The 20,609-nt window shown below is 66.7% G+C and carries 25 protein-coding genes and 1 tRNA gene; 15 read left to right on the top strand and 11 right to left on the bottom strand.

Going from position 1 to position 20,609, the window contains the following annotated elements; translation table 11 throughout:
* Positions 1–5 precede the first annotated feature (5 nt).
* Positions 6–1,328: a M20/M25/M40 family metallo-hydrolase gene (locus BM199_RS26805; protein ID WP_091677083.1), complete on the bottom strand. Its 1,323-nt coding sequence runs from the start codon at positions 1,326–1,328 to the stop codon at positions 6–8.
* A 145-nt stretch (positions 1,329–1,473) separates the two neighbouring features.
* On the opposite strand from BM199_RS26805, the gene BM199_RS26800 reads away from it, so the two are divergent.
* Both BM199_RS26800 and BM199_RS26795 read left to right on the top strand, forming a co-directional pair.
* A tRNA-Leu gene (locus tag BM199_RS26800) sits at positions 1,474–1,560 on the top strand.
* 583 nt (positions 1,561–2,143) lie between these two features.
* Positions 2,144–3,199 (top strand): tyrosine-type recombinase/integrase, encoded by a 1,056-nt coding sequence (locus BM199_RS26795; protein ID WP_218160447.1) that lies wholly within the window; start codon positions 2,144–2,146, stop codon positions 3,197–3,199.
* Positions 3,200–3,599: 400 nt separating this feature from the next.
* On the opposite strand, the gene BM199_RS26790 is transcribed toward BM199_RS26795, so the two are convergent.
* Positions 3,600–3,830, bottom strand: a complete 231-nt coding sequence (locus BM199_RS26790) for a DUF305 domain-containing protein (protein WP_091677078.1) — start codon at positions 3,828–3,830, stop codon at positions 3,600–3,602.
* Positions 3,831–4,114: 284 nt separating this feature from the next.
* A complete protein-coding gene (locus tag BM199_RS26785; RefSeq protein WP_091677075.1) occupies positions 4,115–4,732 on the bottom strand; it encodes a class I SAM-dependent methyltransferase in 618 nt (205 codons plus the stop codon).
* Positions 4,733–4,780: 48 nt separating this feature from the next.
* Between BM199_RS26785 and BM199_RS26780 the strand changes: the two genes are divergently transcribed.
* The 3 genes from BM199_RS26780 to BM199_RS26770 are packed head-to-tail and all read left to right on the top strand — an operon-like array spanning position 4,781 to position 7,448.
* On the top strand, positions 4,781–5,176 hold the full coding sequence (locus BM199_RS26780; protein WP_091677073.1) for an ArsR/SmtB family transcription factor: 396 nt from the start codon (positions 4,781–4,783) through the stop codon (positions 5,174–5,176).
* Positions 5,173–7,143, top strand: a complete 1,971-nt coding sequence (locus tag BM199_RS26775) for a heavy metal translocating P-type ATPase (protein ID WP_091677070.1) — start codon at positions 5,173–5,175, stop codon at positions 7,141–7,143. The genes BM199_RS26780 and BM199_RS26775 overlap by 4 nt, the downstream gene beginning before the upstream one ends.
* The gene (locus BM199_RS26770; RefSeq protein ID WP_091677067.1) at positions 7,140–7,448 is read left to right on the top strand and encodes a hypothetical protein; all 309 of its coding nucleotides are present in this window, start codon (positions 7,140–7,142) and stop codon (positions 7,446–7,448) included. Before BM199_RS26775 ends, BM199_RS26770 begins: the two co-directional genes overlap by 4 nt.
* A 337-nt stretch (positions 7,449–7,785) precedes the next feature.
* Here the strand turns inward: BM199_RS26770 and BM199_RS26765 are convergent, their stop codons facing one another.
* Positions 7,786–9,081: an IS256 family transposase gene (locus BM199_RS26765; protein WP_091677065.1), complete on the bottom strand. Its 1,296-nt coding sequence runs from the start codon at positions 9,079–9,081 to the stop codon at positions 7,786–7,788.
* 534 nt (positions 9,082–9,615) lie between these two features.
* On the opposite strand from BM199_RS26765, the gene BM199_RS26760 reads away from it, so the two are divergent.
* Positions 9,616–9,849 (top strand): hypothetical protein, encoded by a 234-nt coding sequence (locus BM199_RS26760; RefSeq protein WP_143101932.1) that lies wholly within the window; start codon positions 9,616–9,618, stop codon positions 9,847–9,849.
* Positions 9,850–9,936: 87 nt separating this feature from the next.
* Here the strand turns inward: BM199_RS26760 and BM199_RS26755 are convergent, their stop codons facing one another.
* Both BM199_RS26755 and BM199_RS26750 read right to left on the bottom strand, forming a co-directional pair.
* Entirely contained in the window at positions 9,937–10,308 is a 372-nt protein-coding gene (locus BM199_RS26755) for a PadR family transcriptional regulator (protein WP_143101931.1), read from the bottom strand.
* Positions 10,309–10,316: 8 nt separating this feature from the next.
* A complete protein-coding gene (locus BM199_RS26750; RefSeq protein ID WP_091677057.1) occupies positions 10,317–10,751 on the bottom strand; it encodes a non-structural maintenance of chromosomes element 1 family protein in 435 nt (144 codons plus the stop codon).
* Between the two features lie 77 nt (positions 10,752–10,828).
* Between BM199_RS26750 and BM199_RS26745 the strand changes: the two genes are divergently transcribed.
* The 4 genes from BM199_RS26745 to BM199_RS26730 all read left to right on the top strand — a co-directional run bounded on the left by BM199_RS26745 (position 10,829) and on the right by BM199_RS26730 (position 12,182).
* A complete protein-coding gene (locus BM199_RS26745; RefSeq protein ID WP_091677055.1) occupies positions 10,829–11,365 on the top strand; it encodes a NifU family protein in 537 nt (178 codons plus the stop codon).
* Positions 11,366–11,448: 83 nt separating this feature from the next.
* Positions 11,449–11,736, top strand: a complete 288-nt coding sequence (locus tag BM199_RS26740) for a hypothetical protein (RefSeq protein ID WP_091677052.1) — start codon at positions 11,449–11,451, stop codon at positions 11,734–11,736.
* Positions 11,733–11,996: a hypothetical protein gene (locus tag BM199_RS26735; protein ID WP_091677048.1), complete on the top strand. Its 264-nt coding sequence runs from the start codon at positions 11,733–11,735 to the stop codon at positions 11,994–11,996. Before BM199_RS26740 ends, BM199_RS26735 begins: the two co-directional genes overlap by 4 nt.
* On the top strand, positions 11,997–12,182 hold the full coding sequence (locus BM199_RS26730) for a DUF1059 domain-containing protein (RefSeq protein ID WP_091677045.1): 186 nt from the start codon (positions 11,997–11,999) through the stop codon (positions 12,180–12,182). It abuts the gene before it with no gap.
* Here BM199_RS26730 and BM199_RS26725 read toward each other — a convergent pair whose 3' ends face one another.
* On the bottom strand, positions 12,183–12,677 hold the full coding sequence (locus tag BM199_RS26725; protein ID WP_177242804.1) for a hydrogenase maturation protease: 495 nt from the start codon (positions 12,675–12,677) through the stop codon (positions 12,183–12,185). It lies immediately after the preceding gene.
* A gap of 21 nt (positions 12,678–12,698) precedes the next feature.
* Between BM199_RS26725 and BM199_RS26720 the strand changes: the two genes are divergently transcribed.
* Positions 12,699–13,925, top strand: coding sequence for a tetratricopeptide repeat protein (locus BM199_RS26720; protein ID WP_091677042.1), 1,227 nt, complete (start codon positions 12,699–12,701; stop codon positions 13,923–13,925).
* Positions 13,916–14,653, top strand: a complete 738-nt coding sequence (locus BM199_RS26715) for a biotin--[acetyl-CoA-carboxylase] ligase (RefSeq protein ID WP_091677039.1) — start codon at positions 13,916–13,918, stop codon at positions 14,651–14,653. Before BM199_RS26720 ends, BM199_RS26715 begins: the two co-directional genes overlap by 10 nt.
* Here BM199_RS26715 and BM199_RS26710 read toward each other — a convergent pair.
* Genes BM199_RS26710 through BM199_RS26700 form a run of 3 tightly spaced genes read right to left on the bottom strand, consistent with a single transcriptional unit; the run spans position 14,650 to position 18,693 of the window.
* Positions 14,650–15,399 carry a hypothetical protein gene (locus BM199_RS26710; protein WP_091677037.1) on the bottom strand — a complete coding sequence of 250 codons (750 nt, stop codon included), beginning with the start codon at positions 15,397–15,399 and terminating at the stop codon, positions 14,650–14,652. The genes BM199_RS26715 and BM199_RS26710 overlap by 4 nt on opposite strands.
* A 7-nt stretch (positions 15,400–15,406) precedes the next feature.
* On the bottom strand, positions 15,407–17,305 hold the full coding sequence (locus BM199_RS26705) for a nickel-dependent hydrogenase large subunit (protein ID WP_091677034.1): 1,899 nt from the start codon (positions 17,303–17,305) through the stop codon (positions 15,407–15,409).
* An 11-nt stretch (positions 17,306–17,316) separates the two neighbouring features.
* Entirely contained in the window at positions 17,317–18,693 is a 1,377-nt protein-coding gene (locus BM199_RS26700; RefSeq protein WP_245788760.1) for an NADH-quinone oxidoreductase subunit B family protein, read from the bottom strand.
* 169 nt (positions 18,694–18,862) lie between these two features.
* Here BM199_RS26700 and BM199_RS26695 point away from each other — a divergent pair, with 169 nt between their 5' ends.
* From BM199_RS26695 to BM199_RS26685, 3 genes are read left to right on the top strand one after another with little or no spacing between them, the layout of a single operon-like run.
* Positions 18,863–19,120: a hypothetical protein gene (locus BM199_RS26695; protein WP_091677032.1), complete on the top strand. Its 258-nt coding sequence runs from the start codon at positions 18,863–18,865 to the stop codon at positions 19,118–19,120.
* Positions 19,121–19,122: 2 nt separating this feature from the next.
* Positions 19,123–19,437 (top strand): hypothetical protein, encoded by a 315-nt coding sequence (locus BM199_RS26690; RefSeq protein ID WP_091677029.1) that lies wholly within the window; start codon positions 19,123–19,125, stop codon positions 19,435–19,437.
* A complete protein-coding gene (locus tag BM199_RS26685) occupies positions 19,434–19,721 on the top strand; it encodes a hypothetical protein (RefSeq protein WP_091677026.1) in 288 nt (95 codons plus the stop codon). The genes BM199_RS26690 and BM199_RS26685 overlap by 4 nt, the downstream gene beginning before the upstream one ends.
* Positions 19,722–19,729: 8 nt before the next feature.
* On the opposite strand, the gene BM199_RS26680 is transcribed toward BM199_RS26685, so the two are convergent.
* The gene (locus tag BM199_RS26680; RefSeq protein WP_177242803.1) at positions 19,730–20,494 is read right to left on the bottom strand and encodes an ATP-binding protein; all 765 of its coding nucleotides are present in this window, start codon (positions 20,492–20,494) and stop codon (positions 19,730–19,732) included.
* Positions 20,495–20,609: the final 115 nt, after the last annotated feature.

The raw sequence follows: 20,609 nt of genomic DNA, 5'->3' as shown, positions 1-20,609 counted from the left end.
CCTGGTCACGAGGCACGCAGGAAGCGGTCGAGCACCCGGGTGCCGAAGCGCAGGGCGTCGACCGGAACCCGCTCGTCCACGCCGTGGAACAGGGCGGAGAAGTCCAACTCAGCGGGGAGCTTGAGGGGCGCGAAGCCGAAGTTGCGGATGCCGAGGGTCTGAAAGGCCTTCGCGTCGGTCCCGCCGGAGAGCATGTAGGGCAGGGTCCGCGCGCCGGGGTCCTCGGCAAGTACCGAGGCGGTCATGGCGTCGACGAGTGCGCCGTCGAAGGTGGTCTCGACCGGGGGAAGCTCCATCCACTCCTTCTCGATGTCCGGGCCGAGGATGGCATCGAGCTCCCGGTCGAACGCCTCCAACCTGCCGGGCAGGATGCGGCAGTCGACGGCGGCCTCCGCGGTCGACGGGATGACGTTGGACTTGTAGCCGGCTGTGAGCATGGTGGGGTTGGCCGTGTCCCGGAGGGTGGCGCCGATCATTCGGGAGATGTTGCCGAGCTTGGCGACGGCGCCGTCGATGTCGTCCTCGGGGAAGTCCCAGCCGGTGATCTCGGTGACGCCTGCGAGGAACTCACGCACGGAGTCGGTGAGGACCAGGGGGAAGCGGTGGTTGCCGAGGCGGGCGACGGCCTCGGACAGCTTGGTGACGGCGTTGTCGCGGTGGATCATCGAGCCGTGTCCCGCGGTGCCGCGCACGCGCAGCTTCATCCACCGGATGCCCTTCTCGGCGGTCTCGATCAGGTAAGCACGGACGTCGTCCTTGAGGGTGATGGAGAAGCCCCCGACCTCGCTGATCGCCTCCGTGGCGCCCTCGAACAGGTCGGGCCGGTGCTCAACGAGCCACTGGGCGCCGTATTTGCCGCCCGCCTCCTCGTCGGCGACGAAGGCGAAGATCAGGTCGCGCGGTGGGACAATGCCGTTGCGCTTGTAGTGGCAGGCCAGGGCGAGCGTCATGCCCACCATGTCCTTCATGTCGACGGCGCCGCGACCCCACACGTAGCCGTCCTGCACGGCGCCGGAGAACGGGTGCACGGACCACTCGGAGGCGTCGGCGGGCACGACGTCGAGGTGACCGTGGATGAGCAGGGCGCCCCGCGAGGGGTCGGCCCCGGGCAGCCGGGCGATGACGTTGTGCCGATTCTTGCCACCGGACTCGACGTACTCGATCTCGTAGCCGGCCTCGGTCAGCTTCTCCGCGACGTACTCCGCGGCCGCCCGCTCGCCTACCAGGGTGTCCGGATCGCCCGTGTTGGTGGTGTCGATCCGAATCAGCTCGCTGGTCAGCGTGACCGCGTCGTCCGCGGCTGTCTCGATCTGGTTCTGCTCACTCACGGTGCTGGACCCGCCCCTGTTCGATCGTTCGGTGTGCTCACTACCTGGCATTCCTACCATTGCCAGGGCAAACACTCAGACCGCCACCGTGAGTCACCCCCACCTTCAAGCGCTTCGGCAGGCTCGTATACTGTGTTCCCAGCAAGTCCGAGTGGCGGAATGGCAGACGCGCTAGCTTGAGGTGCTAGTGCCCTTAACGGGCGTGGGGGTTCAAGTCCCCCCTCGGACACCAAGGTACGGAGTGGGCTCCGCCGCTGACACGTACTTGAACACCTGCTGCTGGCGGCCTCGCCGCAAGCCAAATCCTCATCCTGTTCCGGCGCTCTGGCTGTACGCGGAGGCGCGGTGAGTCGCCCTCCGATTACCGCGATCGTTCCCGCGAGCGGGATGCCGTCATCGGGACCGGTTCGGTCTCGCCCTGACCGCGCCACAGCGGCAGCGCTGCCACTCGCGGCTCTGCTCGCACCTGTAACCGACGAGCCGCTCGTGTACTCGCTGTGCAGGGTCGACTCCGCCGGACGCGTCTGCGACCGCACCGTTCTGCGAAAGCTCGGGTGGAAGCCGGGGGAAACAATCACTGCTACCACCGACTCGGGAGCGGTACTTATCCGCCGAGACCCAGATGGGGCGTTCGCGCTACCGGCTTATCAGCGCATACAGATCCCGGCCTTACCGCGGGCCCGGTGTCGTATTCGTCCCGGCGACATGGTGTTGCTGACCGCTATCCCGGCCAGCGACAGCCTGGTTGTCTACCCGATGCCGCTGCTGCACAACCTGCTGACCCGCGCCTGCCTGGAGGAGCACACCTCATGACGATGTCACGTTCTGATAGTTGTCACGCTGACCGCACAGCCGAGCTTGACGCTGCCCGTTTGCTGCTGGCTCGGATGGGTGTCTCCCCCGCCGATCTGATGGACAACCCCGTACAGAAGCCGCCGCTGCCGACTTTTGCCGAGTATGTGCCGGTGGTGGCCGCCGCGGTCTCCGCGGGCTCGCGGCGGGTGTACGGCTCGTACTGGACGCGTGTGGTGGAACATTGGGGTCCGCGTCGCTTGGATGAGCCCACTCCCTCGGAAATCCAACAGCTCGCTGAACATCTGCGCGCCCGCGTGGTGCAGCGGCGCAATGCCCGGGGCGGGCGCAGCGCCTCGGAGCATTTTATTGCCGCCCTGCGGTGCCTATATCGGCATGCGGTCGCAGACGGCTTGATTCAGCATGCCGACGATCCAGCGCGGAAAGTGGCCAAGCCGCGGCGGCTGCCGTCCACCCGCCGCGCAGTACCCGATACCCGCCTCGCCGAGATCAACCAGGTTGCCGCCACGACCGGCAATGATCCCGAGCTGGATTCCCTACTGCTCCGGTTGCATACGGAGACCGCCTGTCGTCGCGGCGGCGCCCTCTTGCTACGGATGCGGGACCTCGACCCGAACCAGTGCCTGATTTTGTTGCGGGAGAAGGGAGACACGATGCGGTGGCAACCGGTCTCTCCCACCCTGATGACACACCTGCAGGGGCACGCTCGAGATCGCCAAGCCGCTCACGCTAACGACCAGGTTCTGCGGCACAGCAGTGGTGCTCCCATCAGCCGGCGCCGCTATGACTACCTGTGGGAACGCCTCGGCGCACATCTGCCGTGGGTGGCCACGCAAGGAATCAGCACACACTGGCTGCGACATACCACCCTCACCTGGGTCGAGCGCAACTTCGGCTACGGTGTCGCCCGCGCCTATGCAGGACACGCCACCAGTGGTGGAGACGCAGGAACCACCACAACCTACATCCGCGCCAACCTCAACGAAGTCGCTATCGCCCTGGCCACGCTCACCGGCGAAGCACATCCGCTCACCGAACCTCTGAACGGTCAAAAGTAGCTCCCGATATGAACTGCTCAGCAGCCCTGCGGCCCCAGCGAGGAGAAGCGCGACAGCGGATGGGATCGCCGTCTTACCTGTTGGCGCCTGCGGACTTTTAATCGGTGGAAATGCTGTGCCAATGAGTGCCGGATAGTATCAGTGAGGGTATATCCGTGCAGGTCGGCGGCATTTTTAGTCAGCATTTGTATCGGGCAGTGTCGCGGCGTATCGGGCGCTCTGTGAGCAACGGAGCCCAATCGGAGACCGGCATCGGCCTGCGTCCGCCGCAGTCCACCAAGACCTGCGCGCCGCCGCCTCGTGGTGCCATAGCCACTTGCGTTGTATCGCATTTTATGTTGGACCGGCGAGCGTGTGCAGGTGGGCGAGGTCCCCCTCGCTCATCACCCGCGGCGCTCTGTCAGCCTCCCCGTCGCCGGGCAGCGATGCCGCAGGGGCCGCGTTCCGGCGAGTTCCACAGTTCCAGCCAACCGGCGATGCGTCCGAGGCGTTGTGCGTGCTCGCTCGCGGCATCGAACACGTAGCGGTGCAGGTTTCTGTTGCCGCTGTGGTCCTGCGCCAGTTCCGCGAGCCGCATTGCCTGCGCCTGATGGGCGGACAACTCCCGAACCAGCCCGATCCAGGAGGGCACGTCGGGGGTGCGAGGTCCGTTCCGTACTCGTGCGAAGCGGCTCCGCTCACCGCTCCAATAAGGACCAGGGCGAAACCGAACGCCGACAGCACAAGGAGTTGCCCCAGGTAGGCGCCCGTGAACAATCCCTGATCACATCGATCACCGCAGCGACAGCGCAGCAGTATAAATACTAAGGCACATAGTATTTATGGTGGATTCAGCAACGGCAGGGGTCAGCGACTGTGGCGGTGCATGGCCCCCGGTCACCTGCGATTCAGCTGTCTACCAAGAGCAACTTGCGGTTACGTTCGCGACCGGGCGACCCCCAAGAGGTAGCGCCCACCGCGGTGCATGCGCACACGGCCGCCAACGTGCAGGCCGCGATCGGCCAGTGCGCTGACGAAGTCCGCGGCGGTGAACCGGTCGTGTTCGGGGTGGTCGAACAGCAGTCGGTAGGTCCGGGACGCGAGCGCGATGGCGGTGACCTCGTCGAAGACGAACGCCCCGCCGGGTTTCAGTACACGGGAGACCTCGTCGAGCGCGGCGCGCCAGTCTGGGATGTGGTGGATGATCGCGAAGTCGAACACGGTGTCGTAGGTGTCCTCGTCCGCTCCCAGTACGCCACGGAGATCGGTGGCGCTGCCACAGCTCACGCGTACCCGCTCGCCGTAGCCCGCCAGACGGCGGCGGGCCCGGGTGACCATCGCCGGATCGAGGTCGATTGCGGCCACCTGCCCGGCCTCGAAGTTGTCCAGGATCAGCTGAGTTCCGTACCCGGCCCCACAACCCAATTCCAGCACTCGCCCTCCGGCCAGCACGCTGCCACCGAGCCGCCGAAACACAGAAAGTTCGTAGAACCGCTGCAGCCACCGCCGCGGCAAAGAGTTCACCAACATGGTCTCGATTCCGTTCATCAACATCAGGGCCTACCCTTCTCAATAATCGACCACAACCGGTATCATCGCTGTATGACGATTAATGGCGGTGACGGATGCCCAGCGTCGAGCACCGGTTTCTCCGGTCTGGAGGCGGCCGTGGCGTTGTTCCACAGCTTGTCGGACGGCACCCGGCTGACGATCACGCGACGCCTGGCTAGTGGCGAAGCGCGGGTGGCGGACCTGGTCGCCGAACTCGGTCTGGCGCAGTCCACGGTGTCGGCGCATGTGGCGTGTCTGCGTGACTGTGGCTTGGTGGAGGGTCGCCCCCAGGGCCGGCAGGTGTTCTACAGCCTGACCCGCCTGGAGCTGCTGGACCTGTTCACGGCGGCGGAGACGCTGCTGGCGGCGACCGGAAACGCGGTCGCGCTGTGCCCGAACTACGGCGCCGACGCCGCCACCACCGAGACACAGGAGGTGGCACGGTGAGCGACGCGTGCTGCGGGCATGACGAACCGCGCTCCAGCGACGATGCCGAGACCCACGAGCCAGAACGGTTATGGGACGTCCACGAGCTGCGCTTCGCCGCTGCCTCTGGTGTGTTCCTGCTGGCCGCGTTGATCGCCGGATGGACCGACGCGCCGGACCCGGCCGAGCTGATCCTCGACGTCCTGGCCCTGGTGGTCGGCGCGTACACGTTTGTTCCCTCCACAGTGAAGAGCTTGCTGAAGGCCAAGATCGGTGTGGGGACGCTGATGACGATCGCGGCGATCGGTGCGGTCCTGCTCGGCGAGGTGGGCGAGGCCGCGATGCTGGCGTTCCTGTTCTCGATCAGCGAAGGTCTGGAGGAATACTCCCTCGCACGCACCCGCCGCGGCCTACGCGCCCTTCTGTCCCTGGTCCCCGACGAAGCAGTCGTGCTGCACGCCGGCACCGAGCAGGTGATTCCACCCGCCGAGTTGCGGGTCGGCGACGTGCTGGTGGTCAAGCCGGGTGAGCGCGTCGCCACCGACGGAATCGTCCAGACCGGGCGCACTGCGCTTGACCTGGCCGCGATCACCGGGGAATCGGTGCCGGTCGAGGCAGGCCCCGGGGACGAGGTGTTCGCCGGAGCGATCAATGGCACCGGAGTCCTGGAGGTCGAGGTCACGACCACCGCCGAGGACAACTCCCTGGCTCGGATCGTGCGGATCGTGGAGGCCGAGCAGGCGCGCAAGGGCGCGAGTCAGCGACTTGCCGACCGAATCGCCCGGCCCTTGGTGCCGGCCATCATGATCGCGGCCACGCTGATCGCGGCGATCGGAAGCCTGTTCGGCGACCCGCGCACCTGGATCGAACGAGCCCTGGTCGTACTGGTCGCCGCATCACCCTGTGCACTGGCCATCGCCGTGCCGGTCACGGTCGTCGCGGCGATCGGGGCCGCGAGCAAACTCGGGGTTCTGATCAAGGGAGGAGCTGCCCTGGAAAGCCTCGGGCGGATCCGCGGTGTGGCGCTGGACAAAACCGGCACCCTCACCCGTAACCAGCCCACGGTCGTCGAGGTCACCACGACCGCCGGCGCCACACGCGATGACGTCCTCACGGTGGCGGCAGCGCTGGAAGCGCGCAGCGATCATCCCCTGGCGAAAGCGATCCTCGCCGCCGTCGCCACTCCCAGACCGGCCAGTGAGGTCGAAGCGGTCACCGGCGCCGGGCTCACCGGCCATCTCGACGGTCATGCCCTGCGGCTGGGCCGACCCGGGTGGCTCGACGCCGGTGACCTCTCCGAGGACGTTTCCCGGATGCAGGAGCAGGGCGCGACCGCCGTTCTGGTCGAGCGCGACGGCACCGTGCTAGGAGCGATCGCCGTCCGCGACGAGCTCCGCCCCGAGGCCACCGAAGTCGTTGCCGGGCTGCGCCGCGATGGCTACCACGTCGCCATGCTCACCGGCGACAACCCACGCACCGCTGGCGCTCTGGCTACTCAGGCCGGGATCGACCCCGAAGCCGTGCACGCCGAACTGCGCCCGGAAGACAAGGCAACGCTTGTCGGTCAGCTGCGCTCCGAGCGCTCGACCGCGATGGTGGGCGATGGCATCAACGACGCTCCCGCCCTCGCCACTGCCGATCTTGGTATCGCGATGGGAGCGATGGGCACGGACGTGGCGATCGAAACCGCCGACGTCGCACTGATGGGCGAAGACCTGCGCCACCTGCCGCAGGCACTGCAGCACGCTCGCCGGTCGCGGCGGATCATGCTGCAGAACATCGGACTCTCCCTGGCGATCATCACCATCCTGATGCCTCTGGCACTGCTCGGAATCCTGGGCCTTGCCGCGGTTGTGCTGGTCCACGAACTCGCCGAGGTGATCGTCATCGCCAACGGTGTTCGCGCCGGGCGCACTCGTGGCGTGAGCATCCCCGCAGTCACAGCAGCCGAAGACAGCGAGGCGTCGCCGAGCCGGGTGGGAGCATGACGGCACCACGTGCCACGTTCCCGTTCGCGGCGTCCAGAATACAGATCATCCTGACGCTGGCCACGGCCGCGCCGTCGGCGTCGGCGCTGGTGACGGTGGGGAAGGATGAGTTTGAGGACGCGGCAGGCGTCATTGCGATGCTCGGCGTCGGGGACGCGGATCGCGGTGAACCCCGCAGCGGCGAGCAGGACCAGGACAACGACGGCGTATGCGCCGATAACCCACGCGAACACCGACACCTCCACCGGTCCGCGAACACCCGTTGCCGAGCCGAACAGTCGTCGCGGACTCGTGGTGTTCCGTAGGCCAGTCGAAGTCCGCCAATCCGCACCACTTCACCCGGCGATCGCACGGGACCTGTACGGACCCCTTTCCGCCACATCGAGCGGGCCCGTCTGTCGACGGCAGTGAGCCTACCGGCTGGGCGGAACCTGCTACTCGGAGCCTCGCCTTACAACCCGAGTGACAGGGTGATCACCTGGTGTATCAACCGGCCATCCTGTCGGACCCGCCGCTACAGTCACCGGCATGACCGTTGCTGGTGGATCGTCCTGTCACCCTGCTCTGAACCGCCCTCGATTTGTGTGCCCGGAATGTTCCGCCTTGGGTCTGTAACAGGAACGGTGTTTTCGGCGTTCGTGGTTAGTACTTCTCGGCGCCCGGCCAGCGGTCACCGAACGTGTTGGCGAACGCGTTCAATGCGGGTTTCCATCGCATGGTCCACCGGGCTTGCCCTCTTCCGGTCGGGTCCAGGGACCTGGTGACCATGTAGAGGCACTTTAGTGCTGCTTGCTCGGTAGGGAAATGACCTCGCGCTCGCACGGCTTTACGGTACCGCGCGTTCAGCGATTCGATTGCGTTCGTGGAGCACAACACGCGCCGTATCTCCACATCGTAGTCGAGGAACGGCGTGAACTCCTCCCATGCGTTACGCCACAAGCGAATCAGTGCCGAATACTTGCCACCCCATTTCTCATCTAGTTCGTCCAACGCCACCTCCGCAGCACCCACGGTTGCGGCGGAATAAACCGGTTTCAGATCCTTCTTCAATGCGTCCCAGTCCCGCCTCGACGCGATCCGGAACGAATTCCTGATCAAGTGGATCACGCAGGTCTGGACCCGAGCTTGCGGCCACACGTCCACCACCACATCCGGTAAACCTTTGAGGCCGTCGCAGACCACGAAGAACACGTCCTTCATGCCCCTGTTCTTCAAGTCCTGCAGCACCTGCAGCCAGAACTTCGCGCCCTCGCCACCAGGGCCGGACCACAACCCGAGCACGTCCTTGCGACCTTCCAGCGTCACCCCGATCGCCGCGTAAAATGCACGGTTGGCGACCTGGCCGTCCCGAACCTTCACCATCACAGCATCGATAAACACGGCTGCATACGCTTCATCGAGAGGACGACTCTGCCATTCAGCCATCTCGCCAACGACGGCATCGGTAATTCGCGACACCGTCTCCTTGCTGACCGAAGCACCATAGATCTCGCCGAAATGCGCGGAAATTTCCCCGGTCGTCAACCCTTTCGCATACAACGACAATACAATCTCATCAACACTGCCGAGCCTGCGCTGCCGCTTCTTCACGATCACCGGGTCAAACGACCCCTCCCGGTCCCGCGGCACCGCCACCTCGACTTCGCCCACCGCGTCCGACACCACGGTCTTCGACCGAACGCCGTTGCGTTTGTTCCTGCCGACGCGACCGGGCTCATCCTGGTGCTTGGCATGCCCGAGGTGGTCGGTCATCTCCGCGTTCAACGCGGTCTCCAGGACCGTCTTGGTCAGCTGCTTCAGCAGCCCGTCCGGGCCGGTCAGGGCCAAGCCCTGCTCCTGCGCCTGAGCGACCATCGCGGCCGCCAACTGCTCCTGCGCCGACGACGTCCTCGCCGGCCTGGTGGTCTTCTCCTCAGCGCTCACAACATCAGATGTCATCACTCACTGTGCCCATCCCGCCGGAACCAGTCCGGCGTGTCCGAGCCAAAGACACCGATCCTGAGACAGACCCTCCGCCTTCGCTCAATAGCGGTGGGTCGACTTGGGTCATGACGAGGACGAGGATGGGTGGACTTATCTGGAACTTACGCTTCCCCCGCTCCCAGCGTGGGGAGCGCTATGGAGGCGGATGCAGAGCGGCAAGGGCTGCGCGACAGCGTGTGGAGGGCTGCTCGCTGCATGAGCTGCAAGGCATGGTCGATGGTATCTCAACCGGATGGTTGATCCGCTGGCGCGGTTGGGAGCGGCACCGCATGAGGACACGCCGAGTGAGGTGCGTGAACTCTATGTGGAGGCCGCGTCGGTGGCGGCGGTGTCCCGGCGAGCGGGTGCGGCCTTGGCGCGCGCGACGGTGGAAAGGCTGCTGAAGCATGAGTTGGTGGACCCGGAGGCGCCGAAATGCGCGAGGCTGGATGAGCGCATCGGTAGGGTGCGGCCACGGGTCAGCACGCCCCTGGTGAGTTGCTGGACCTCGTGCGCTTCACAGGGAACAAGATGCTGCACGTCGAGGACGAGCCCGCTGAGATCGTCGCCATCGCCCACGATGACGAGACCGGCCCGGCAATGGTGGAGTTACTACTGGACGCGGCCAACCATCTGGTCGATGAGCTGATCACGCGCCCTCGGCAGACCAGCGCGCTGTGGGACAAGCTGCCCGAGACGGTCAAGACGCAGATCGAGCATGCGAAGGGCCAGGCGGATGCTTGAGGTGTCGCTTCCCTCGGCCCGACGGGACGCCTCACCCACCCACTGGAACCCTTCGTTCCTACTGCGTCGATCAGTCCGCCAGGATGGCTATTTGATGCGTAAATTGGTGCGAGTGAACAGCGCGTAGCGATGCAGGAAGCGGTCCAACATTCGCTCCGTTTCGCGCAGACTTCCCGCCCACGCGTGTAACCAGTCCTTGCCCTCGTCACTGAGTTCGTACCTGCGACGCGGAGGGCCGAGTTCGGAGACTTCCCAATCGGACTTGACGAGCCCTTCCTGCTCCATTGCCCGCAGGGAGCGGTAGAGCAGGCCTGGATCGGCCTGCTTGAAGCCGAGGTCGCGGAGCCGGTCGAGGAGGTCGTAGCCGTGTGACGGCTTTTCGCCGATCAGGAGCAGCAGGCAGGGTCGCTGGAAGTTTCGCGGCAGACCCGCGAGCGGATCGTCGCTCGCGCGTGGCATCGGCACGCTCAGCCCCCCGCTCCGCGTTCACCGGTTCCCGACCGGCCGTCGAGACAGGCTTCGGCTTCCGCGACCGACATGTGACACCAGCAGTCTGGTCCGCATTCGCCGTGGCCGGGCTGGGTCAGGTCGGCGAACTCGTGGGCAAACACCCGCGCACCGTGCTGGTGCCCTTGCTCGGTCAACCCGTACCGACCGTCGGGGTCGCGGTCGAGCAATCCCTCATCCACGAGTCTGTCCAGATAACGAATCCCGACAGTGGTCTGTACGCCGAGAAATCGGTCGAGCAGTTCCGGGTCCACTCGCTCGCCGAGGCCCTCGCCCTTGATCCAGAACATGAGCTGGAGTATTTCGTCCCGCCAGTAGAGGGCGCGCAGAGCCTCGGACTTCGGTTCGTGCAGCTGGTCCATACCCGCCTCCGACCCGTCGTTCTCTGCCGACATCTGCTGGCATCTCGCCAATGGAGATCATACGTGACAATGGCGAGCGATCGGTGCGTGGTGAGATTTAGACTCGGTGCATGAGTCCGCTCGAGTCGTTGTTGCAGCGCATGGAGGAACTGCTCGGCGTTCTCGACCAACTCGGTGACGAGGACCGCCGAGCCGTGTTCGAGCTTCTCGACGGCATCGACACGCTGCACCGGCACGCCCTCGCCCAGGTGGCCGAGGGGCTCGCACCCGACACGATCGAGCGTCTTCGCCACGACAACGATGCAGTGAACTGGCTGTTCGACGCATACGGGATCGGAGTGGACCAGCACGCAGCGGCCGAGCGGGCCCTGGCACAGGTGCACCCCTACATCCAGTCCCACGGCGGCAGAGTGGAGATTCTCGGGGTGAGCGGCGGTGTCGTGCGGCTGCGAATGTCCGGGGCGTGTGCCGGCTGCACCGCGTCCGCGGCAACGCTCACCGACGGGGTGGAGCAGGCCATGCGCGAGCATGTGCCCGGTTTCGCCCGGATCGAGGCGGAGGAAGACCAGGCCGAACCGCATCCGCCACCGGGACCTGGACCCGTCCCGGTCGAGATCCAACGCGTTCCGCCAGAGAACTGGCGTTGATCAGCGTCCGTTCACCATGCTAGATGCAAAGATCCCATAGTACGATGAAGGACGCCCACCAGCAGCGACCCTGCGAGGTGCACATGGAGCAAATCTCTACCGGTGGCGCCGTTCTGTGGTGGATCGGAATCGCGGTCCTCGTCCTCGTCGTCATCCCGCTCGTGCTGATCCTGTCGCAGCGGGTACTGCGCCACCTGCGCGAGATCAGGGACTACGCCGCCGACATCCGCACACACGGTGTCGGTGTCACCGAGAACGTCGCCCCGGTGCCCGCGCTGTTGCAGACTCAACACTTGATCAAGGCCCTCGGGGCGCGACTCGACCAGTACGCCAGTGCCACAGGCCGTCTTCTGAACGGGGGGCAACGATGACACTGCTCGTCATCGTGACGCTGATCGCCGTCGGGCTGCTCGTTGCGGCACTCGCACTGGTACTGATCGCGATCCTGCTGCGGCTGCGCACCATCCTGTTCACCCTGGGAACCGTCAACGTCGGCCTGCGCGCCATCGCCCGCCGGGTGGAGCCGCTGGAACCCGTGCTGGCCGACGTGAACTCCGATCTCGCGGCAGCCAACCGCGCGATGTCCGACGCGCTGGGCAGCAACCGCGAACGCGGCAAGGAAGTGGTGTGAATGCGATACGAGTTTCGCTGCGTCGACGCCGGAGCACCGTCCTGCCGTGGACACATCAAGGCCGACAGCGAGGAAGAACTCCGCTCGAAGCTCATCCGGCATCTCGAGAAGCACGACGTGCAGCAGCCGAACGACACGCTGCTCGATCACCTCGTCGCGGTTACCGGCCAACGCCCCGATCGTTGACTACCCCCACGGCACCCCCAGCGTGCGCACCAACCGGCGTACCTCGGCGACGGCGACGTCGACGGCGGCTTCGACCGAGTCGTGCAGCCCGGGGCCGAGCCGGTCGGCATCGGCAGGCTGGCAACCCACGACCCACGTCTCGGCCGGCAACACCCCCAGCGCCTGGGCGAGCATGAACGCCCGTTCGGGAGTCGCGTAATGCACGTCGGCGAGTTCGTCCCTGCGGCGCTGCGGTGGCAGCGTCCCGACATCGAGGATGTCCGGACGCACCACGAGGACGGTGCCGGATGCACGCTCGAGGTCGATCGCGTCGACCACGATCAGACCGTCCACGCCGGACATGAGTTCCTGAACCAGGTGAATGCCGCCGATGCCGGTGTCGATCACGCGAACCTGCTCGGGTACCCCGCACTCCAGCAGCCGCTCCGCCACGACGACACCGAAGCCGTCGTCGCCCCGAAGCAGGTTTCCCACTCCCGCGACCAATACCGTCACTGGTGAAGGATAGCGCCGAACATGGACGAACAGGACGCGATCGCCGACCTCGAACAGAGGCTGGCGCGCTATTCGCCCGAGCACTATCCGATGCAGCACGCCACTGCTCAGTTCCATCTCGGCGGCCTGCTGACCGGCGCGGGGCGGCTGCACGACGCCGCCGTCGCGCTGGCGATCGCGAGTCGGCTGTTCGACCCTGAACGGCTTCCCGTCGAGCACGCCAAGGCGCTCAACGCGCTCGGCGCGGCACACCGGCTCGGCGGCGACCTTCAGCGGGCCGACGCCGCGTTCGGCAGGGCCGCCGCGCTGTTCTCCGACGCCGGGCTATCGCTAGAGAGGGGTGCGGTGCTGTACAACCGCGGGCTGGTGTGCCGCGACCGGCGGGACGACGCCGCGGCCGTCGGGTACTTCTCCCAGGCACGTGACCTGCTGGACCCGGCGAGCGCACCCGCTGAGGCCGCGGCGGCGGCCCGCGAGTTGGGTTCGTCGCTGCTGACCACCGGGCAGCAGGACACGGCGATCGAGGTGCTGGAATCCGCCCTTCGGCTGGCCGCGGACGCCGGAGACCACGCGAGCCGCGGCGCGACGGCCAATTTGCTCGGTCTCTGCCACCTCGCCGCCGATCGTCCCGCCGACGCCGTCGAGGCGTTCCAGGACGCCAGTGCCTCGCACCCACGATCGATACGACCAGGCGAGTACGCAATGGCCAAAGCGAATCTGGCGCTGGGGTACGAGCAGCTCGCCGCGCACGAACACGCCTGGCTCGCTGCCGCGCAGGCACTCGGCACACCGGGGTCTCCGGAGCCCGTGCGAGTCCAGGCCGGCGAACTGCTCGCCCGCCTTGGCCCGAGAGAAGGCGCCCTGCTGGCCGTGCTCGACCTTGAACCTGAGCGACGTTGGCCGGCGCTGGTGCGTGAGGACCTGGCGCGCTGGGTGGATGCCGACCCGGTGGAGCGGCGCGCCGCAGCCGGTGCATGGGTGGACGGGCAGGTGCGGCGCCGGGCATCAGCCGTCGAACTGACCGAGGTATGGCTGGGTGGACTGCTCGAACTTCCGCCCGAATCCATGATCGCCATCGTCCGCGCGACACTCGAGGCGCTCGCCGAGCGCGATTCCGGTACCTCCGAGTCCTTCCGCGCCGTGGTGGCTCGCGCTGTGGTCCGCTTCCACGTTCCACAGTGGATGCGGCTGACGGAAACCTTCAACGCCGTCGCCACCGAGCTCGGGCAGGAGGCTTCGTGGGCCTAGCCGACGATCTCTCGGACGAGGCGCTGGCCGAGGCGATGCCACGGCGGCAAGCCCGCAGCTACCCCGCCCTGGTCTCCACCGAGGCCGCCGCGCTGGCCTGGGCGCGGCAAGGCGCACCGCACGGCTCGGTCGTCGTCGCCGGATACCAGGCCTCCCCACGCGGGCGGGCCGGACTGCCCTGGGAACTTCCCGAGGGCAGCGGCCTCGGATTCTCCCTGGTACTGCGGCCCGAGCTTCCCTCGGCCCGTGAAGGGTGGATCTACGCGGCCGCCGTCAGTGCGCTGGCCGACACCTGCGGTGCGGACGCGATGATCACCTGGCCGGACGAGGTCCACGCGCTCGGCCGCCGGGTCGCGGCCGTCGGGGCGTGGGTGGAACTCGGTTCCGAGGGTGTGCTGTGGACGGTGCTGAACGTGCTGCTGCCCACGGCCACCGTCCCACGCACCCCGACCCTGGCGCGCGCCGTCGACGCGATCGAAACTCGGATCGACGCGACACCGGCATCGGTGCTCGACGACTACCGGCGGCGCTGCCGAACCCTCGGACGGCAGGTACTCGCCCACATGATCCCCATGGGACCGGCCGGGCCACGGGTGCGCGGAACGGCCGTGGACGTCCTGTCCGACGGGTCGCTTGTTCTCCATACAGCGCAGGGGAACCGAGTCGCCGTGCGGCCGCAGAATCTCGGCGTCCTGGACGGCCTGGACGAGGACGCGGACGGCTCCTAACCGGCGGCCTCCCGCACCTGGCAGCGGTCCAGCTCCTCGATCAGGGCCCACCACAACGCCCAGTCCTGGTGGTCCATCCCCTCGGGTGTCTGTCCATTCGCGATGTCGTCGCGCAGCCGGTCGCGCAGGGAGAACGTGGCGCCCCACCGGGCTGCGTCGTCGAGAGTTTCCAACTCGTCGAGCACCATACGGATGGTCCGCAGTGCGGGAGCGAATTCGAGCCGGTCGGTGCTGGTGAGCGGACGGAGCCGGTCGACCAGCTCCAGCAGCGGGAGCCGGCCCACTTCCGCGGTGACCAGCTGAAGCGCCAGCTCAAGGCCGGTGGACGCCTCGGCGGACAGATACTCGCCGGGCTGGGTCCACGCGGGTTCCACCTCGATCGAGACTGTCCTGGCAGGCAGGGTGCCGAGACCCGAGGCGACGTCGAGCAGCAGATCGATCGTCACGTAGCCGGTGACGGCGTCGCGCACCGATTCGGCCACGCGCTCCGGCGGGAGGTCCACGGCGTGCACCCGCCTGCGCCGCACGGAACCAGGCAGGTCACCTCGCTGCGCCGCGCCGACGACGATCAGCTCGCGCACCCCCAGCTCCGAGAGTCGCTGGGTGACCGCGACCGCACCGTAGTGCAGCTCCTCGACGACGACCTCCTTGCCGAGGCTCGCTGCGGCGAGTCGCTCGGCCGCGTGCCGCCCAAGATCGAGGTCGCCCTGATAGAGCTGACCGACGCCGCCGACGAGTACGGTCACCGTCGTTTCAGTCTGTACCGCAGGAGCAGGTGTTCACCTCGCGCACCACGGTTCCGCTGCCGGTGTGGACGTGGGTGGTGCATGGCATGCAGGGGTCGAAACTACGGATGGTGCGCAGCATGTCGATCGAGGTGAACTTCGCCGGGTCCGGGTCCTCGATGATCGGTGTGTTCATCACCGCCTCCTCGTACGGGCCTGGCTGATCCCAAGGGTCGCGGGGGGAGGCATTGATCGTCGACGGGGTACAGATCTGGTAGTTGGCGATCTTGCCGCCATCCATCACCAGATGATGGATGAGCATTCCCCGGCCGGCACCCCACCAGCCCAAACCCCGCCGCTCATCCTTGGGAATGTGCTCGTCGAGCTTGTCGGGCGGTACCGCGGCAACCCGATGCTCGCCCTTCTTGAACAGGTCGTAGGCCTCGAGCAGATTGATGAGCCCCACCAGCTGGGAGAAGAGGTAATGGTAGGCGCGGCCTCGGTTGCGCTCGAAGGCGTTCCAGACCTCGGGCACCTGCCACTCCACTTCGGACTGCGGCGAGGTGCCTTTGGGGATGCGCATCCGCAGGCTGTGCCCGGTCGCCTCGATGAAGTCGTTGGCCGGCTGCTTCTGCGCCATCGCGGTGGTGAACAACCGCGCGTACGCGCCCGCCTCGACGACTTTGCGGTCCCAGCGCGGGGTGCAGGCCCAGGTGTACTTGTCCTTCCAGCTCTTGCCGGTCGGCATGGGCAGGGTGCGCTTGTTCCAAGGGTGGTACGGCCCGATCGGGTTCCCGAGCGGGTCGGTGGTGTAGCGATCTCCGGCCCATTGCTCGTAGTAGGAGTGCTCGACGAACTCTTCCCAGCCGATGTTGATGTCGGTGAGCCGCGTGGTGACCAGTTCACCATCGATCAGCACCCCGGGCGTGGACCAGCGGCGCTCTCCCCAGGCGTTGCAGTTCTCGTAGCTGGCGTCGTAGGCGTAGGGGTCGTCCCAGTAGCCGGGGTCGATGAGGTTCATCGGCCTGGTGCCGACCTGCATGTATCGCTCGTCGCATTCGTAGAAGAACTGGGGGATGTCGTTCCAGACTCCGAGCATCTTCTGGGCGTAGTCGAAGAGCCTGCCGAGCTTTGCGTGGTACTCGTTGAGGGTCTGCATCGTCACCGTGGACGACACACCTCCGGGCACCACGGTCTGCGGGTGCGGGTACTTACCGGCCAGCACGGAGAACATCTCCCTGGACAGCCGGGTGAAGTCGAGCCCTTCCCGGTACAGCTTTCCGGTGAGCGGGTTCAGTTCGGTCATCAGCTCGGCCATCGTCTTGAAGCCGTGCGTGCGCTCGTTCGGGCAGCGCCACTGCTCGGCCTTGGGCCACAGTTCCGGATTGACCGCCTTGACGACCGCCTCCGAGTAGTCGGGCCCGGCAAGCAGGTAGAGATGCAGCGGGTTGTCGTAGCCCATCTCCGCGGCTTCCTGCATGTTGCGTACGACCGTGCCCAACGGTGGCGGGGTCAGACCCATCGCCATCTCAATGGCGTACGCCGAGCAGTGGGAGTGCACTCCCCCGCACACTCCGCAGGCGCGGGAGGACACGAAGATCGCATCCCGTGGATCCCGTCCCATCAGGATGACCTCGTAGCCGCGGAACAACGTGGCCTGGGACCGGGCATCGAGGTACCGGCGACCCCGCAGGTCTGCGGTCACGTTCACCGCAAGCGCACCGGCCACCCGCGTGACCGGGTCCATGTTGATGTCCTTGATGTGGCCGTTGGCGGCCATCAGCCGTTGGATCTCGGCTTCCCGGTCGGCGTCGTTCCTGCTCACCTGTGGGCGACTGGTGGCAACCGCATACGGGTCGGCGATGCCCTCCTTCAGCCGAGCGTTGCCATCGGCGTCGAACTCGATCGGGAGGTTCTTGAAGCACACGTGTGAACTCCCTACTTGCCGTCGTGGGCGGTCCCGCCGGGCAACCGTTTTTCGGTGCCCGGATCGCGCTCGTATGTCCACTCGGTACGTTTGCCCCAGGCCTCGCCCGGGTTCTTCCCGGTGTCGTCGGATCGGCGCATCCGGTCATAGAAGCGATGCCCGACCTCGGCGAGGTAGCTGGGCTCCGACTTCTCCCGGGCCCACCCGCTGGGTGTCTCCTTGTGCAGGTCCCACCGCACTTCGCGATTGAGGTGATTGTTCGAATACTTCCGCAGGGGTTTGATCAGCCCACCCAGAATCCGGGACGCCGTCGTGGACACCTTCGATCCCGGCGGTGTTTTGTAGAACGGGGTGAACTTGTCCGGGAAGCCAGGCATCGTGCAGCCGATGCAAGCCCCGCCCGCGTTCATGCAGCCGCCGACGTGATTGATCGCGCCACGAGACGTGATGTTGCAATTGACCACCGGACCCCAGCAGCCGATCTCCACGAGGCATTCCTTGTCACCGAACTCCGCGGCGTAGGTGCCTTCCTCGTAGTAGGCGCCGCGCACGCAATGCCGGTGCACGGTCTCACCGAACAGCCAGGCGGGCCTGCCGAGCTCGTCGAACTCCGGGAGCGGCCCGAAACCCTGCAGGAAGTAGAGAATCGCGGCGACGGTCTCGGTGAAGTTGTCCCCGACAGGTGCACAGCCTGGAACGTTGACCACCGGCAGACCGAAGGCACTGCGGTAGTCCTTACCGAGGAAGTCCATCAGGCTCATCGCCCCGGTGGGGTTGCCGTTCGCGGCGGGAATCCCACCCCAGGTGGCGCAGGTGCCGATAGCGAGCGACGCCGCCGCTCCCGGCGCGAGACGGGCGATCCACTCATCCGTGGTGACGGTGCGCAGCTCACCGTCGGGCCCCCACGGTTCCTCGCCCTGTCCCACCCAGTAGCCGCCTGTTTGCATGGCCACCGTCTCGTCGGTGATGGAGCCTTCGAGGACGATCGTGTACGGGGCACCGAGCTTGCCCTGCACCGCGAGCTCGGCCGCGCGCATGTACTTGGGGCCGGACTCCATGTTGATCACGGGATGGTGCAGGACCACCTGGGGCAGACCAGGGTGCGCGCCGAGGAGCAGGCTCTCCACCGACGGTGCCTGGGCGCCGGTCACCGAGACCGAGCAGCCGTCGCAGCTCATCCCGGCGAACCAGAACACGTGCACCTTCTCTAGTGGACCGATCCGCCTGGTCGGATCCGTCCTCGCGACCGGATCGAGCATGTCCTCCAACGACGCCCTGCTGGGCATCCCGAAGTCGCCGATGTCGCTGGGATCGTGGAACCGGTCCACCGGACCGAGAGCGTCGAGGAGTCGTTCCGCGGGGGTCTTCGCGGGCGCGTGTGCAGCCATTCGCGTCTCGCCTCCGGGTCGGTGGCGGGGAACCGATCGCTATGTGATGATCTCATCTACCGTAACCCCTTGGCGCCGTTGCCGAAAGTGCACGAGATCGTGAAACTTTCTGATGATCACCATCCGCTGTATGCTCGATACATCTAGTGCCGGGCACATGAGGTGAGTTATGGCTCTCGCTGCGGATCTCACCGGCTGGTGGGTGGGCTACGCGATCGGCGTGCCCGTGGTGCTGGTCGTCGCAGCCCTGCTGATACTGATCGTCCTGACGGTTCGCCGGATCGCCGCCGTAGCCGACGATGCGACCGGCTCACTGCGCCGGACGCGCGAGCGCACCGAGGTCCTCTGGCAGGTCGAGACGACCAACCGGATGGCGAAGGAGATTCTCGACGGCGCCGCCGAGGCTCGCCGGGCGCTGGGAGGCTGAGCATGGTTGTCGCGCTGGCTGCCGAGACCAAGACGATCTGGTGGATCACGCTGGGATTGGGGGCTGTGGTCGCCGTGGTCGTGGTGGCGTTGCTGCACGCACTGCTGCGAGCGGTCAAGCAGGTCGAGCGGAACGTGATCGTCCTGTGGAACACGGCAACCTCCGTGGCGCGCAACACCGCGACGAGCTGGCAGCTCGCCAGCACCGGCGAGGCCTTGGATGCGATCAAGACCGAGGCGATGCGCCACGACGCGCTGCTGTCCACCGACGGGCGATCGAGGCAGGAGCCGCTGAACCGAACGGAGTCCTGGTCATGACCGCGCTGCTGGTGACCCTGACCGTCGTGGAGATCGCGCTGGTCGTCGGTGTGCTCGCGACCTACCTCGTCCTGATCGACCGCCGGTTGCGGGTCGTGTCCACGCACCTGGGCAAGATCGCTTTCGGGGTGCGCGCGGTGGAGAGCCAGACCGCGTCCATCGGGCCGTCCGTTGTGCACATCAACGAAACACTGAGCGAGATCGACTCCGCGCTCGGACCGCTGACCGACAAGGCGAACGCGGCCGTAGCGGCTCGCGGGGTTCCCGGCACCGGTCAGCGGTGAGAGGGAGTTTAGGCCAGCTCGAGATCACCCAGTCGAGTGGAAAGTTGCGCGATCGCGGATACTGCGGCCCCCTCGGGTGCCGCGTCGAGGAGCGGGCGTGCGGCAAGGTCGGCCCGGACCACCTTTTCGCTCCACGGCACCTCACCCCAGCACCGCAACCCGTGCCGCTCGCAGAACTCGGAGATCGCCTCACGGTCGGCCGCCGAACGTAGCTTGTTGGCCACGACGGCCACCTCGGCAATGGATAGTTCGGCACTCAGTGCGGCGAGCCGGCGAACCGTCTCCAGCGACCGGAAGTAGGGCTCGGCGATCAGCAGCAGCACATCGGCGTGCTGGACGGTTCCCCGGCTGAGCTGCTCGGGCGAAGCTTCCATGTCCACCACAGCCACGGTAGCGGGGAACGAACCCAGGTCGGCGAGCAGCGCGCTCACCGTGGCGTGTGCCGAGCACAGGCAGCCTTCGCCGGCATGTTCCGGAGCCCCCATACACACGAGGTCGACGCCGTCTGGGCCGGGCAGACCGTGCGTATGGATCAGCTCCTCCACCGGCACCGTCAGTGCGGCACCGTCCAATCGCCGGGACACGAGCGCGGCAGGGAGGTGCGCGACCGGTGCGGTGCGTGCGGCGTCGATACCGAGGGCGGCACCGAGGTTCGGGTTCGAGTCGGCATCGATCGCCAGCACGCGGGCACCCGTCCGTGCGGTGAGCCGGGCAAGCGTGGCAGCGATCGTGGTCTTTCCGGCGCCACCCTTGCCGGCCAGGGCAATTCTCATGATCGGCCTCTCCTCGGACGGCGCCCGCTGCGATGGCTCACCGTCTCGGCGCGACGTATGGTGACCCATTGTGTGGCGGTCACGGCTTGGAGAACAACCGCACGAGGAGTTCAGG

Source organism: Amycolatopsis marina, assembly GCF_900111885.1.
In the GTDB taxonomy this organism is placed as follows: domain Bacteria; phylum Actinomycetota; class Actinomycetes; order Mycobacteriales; family Pseudonocardiaceae; genus Amycolatopsis; species Amycolatopsis marina.
The sequence above is the reverse complement of the archived record's forward strand: the minus strand, read 5'-3'. Positions and strand labels throughout refer to the sequence as shown.

What these genes read in the sequence shown, in the direction of transcription:
- BM199_RS26795 (WP_218160447.1), top strand. Translation starts at nt 2,144, where the DNA reads ATGTCACGTTCTGATAGTTGTCACGCTGACCGCACAGCCGAGCTTGAC.
- BM199_RS26785 (WP_091677075.1), bottom strand. Translation starts at nt 4,732, where the DNA reads ATGTTGATGAACGGAATCGAGACCATGTTGGTGAACTCTTTGCCGCGG.
- BM199_RS26780 (WP_091677073.1), top strand. Translation starts at nt 4,781, where the DNA reads ATGACGATTAATGGCGGTGACGGATGCCCAGCGTCGAGCACCGGTTTC.
- BM199_RS26770 (WP_091677067.1), top strand. Translation starts at nt 7,140, where the DNA reads ATGACGGCACCACGTGCCACGTTCCCGTTCGCGGCGTCCAGAATACAG.
- BM199_RS26765 (WP_091677065.1), bottom strand. Translation starts at nt 9,081, where the DNA reads ATGACATCTGATGTTGTGAGCGCTGAGGAGAAGACCACCAGGCCGGCG.
- BM199_RS26755 (WP_143101931.1), bottom strand. Translation starts at nt 10,308, where the DNA reads ATGCCACGCGCGAGCGACGATCCGCTCGCGGGTCTGCCGCGAAACTTC.
- BM199_RS26750 (WP_091677057.1), bottom strand. Translation starts at nt 10,751, where the DNA reads ATGTCGGCAGAGAACGACGGGTCGGAGGCGGGTATGGACCAGCTGCAC.
- BM199_RS26745 (WP_091677055.1), top strand. Translation starts at nt 10,829, where the DNA reads ATGAGTCCGCTCGAGTCGTTGTTGCAGCGCATGGAGGAACTGCTCGGC.
- BM199_RS26740 (WP_091677052.1), top strand. Translation starts at nt 11,449, where the DNA reads ATGGAGCAAATCTCTACCGGTGGCGCCGTTCTGTGGTGGATCGGAATC.
- BM199_RS26735 (WP_091677048.1), top strand. Translation starts at nt 11,733, where the DNA reads ATGACACTGCTCGTCATCGTGACGCTGATCGCCGTCGGGCTGCTCGTT.
- BM199_RS26730 (WP_091677045.1), top strand. Translation starts at nt 11,997, where the DNA reads ATGCGATACGAGTTTCGCTGCGTCGACGCCGGAGCACCGTCCTGCCGT.
- BM199_RS26720 (WP_091677042.1), top strand. Translation starts at nt 12,699, where the DNA reads ATGGACGAACAGGACGCGATCGCCGACCTCGAACAGAGGCTGGCGCGC.
- BM199_RS26700 (WP_245788760.1), bottom strand. Translation starts at nt 18,693, where the DNA reads ATGGCTGCACACGCGCCCGCGAAGACCCCCGCGGAACGACTCCTCGAC.
- BM199_RS26695 (WP_091677032.1), top strand. Translation starts at nt 18,863, where the DNA reads ATGGCTCTCGCTGCGGATCTCACCGGCTGGTGGGTGGGCTACGCGATC.
- BM199_RS26690 (WP_091677029.1), top strand. Translation starts at nt 19,123, where the DNA reads ATGGTTGTCGCGCTGGCTGCCGAGACCAAGACGATCTGGTGGATCACG.
- BM199_RS26685 (WP_091677026.1), top strand. Translation starts at nt 19,434, where the DNA reads ATGACCGCGCTGCTGGTGACCCTGACCGTCGTGGAGATCGCGCTGGTC.
- BM199_RS26680 (WP_177242803.1), bottom strand. Translation starts at nt 20,494, where the DNA reads ATGAGAATTGCCCTGGCCGGCAAGGGTGGCGCCGGAAAGACCACGATC.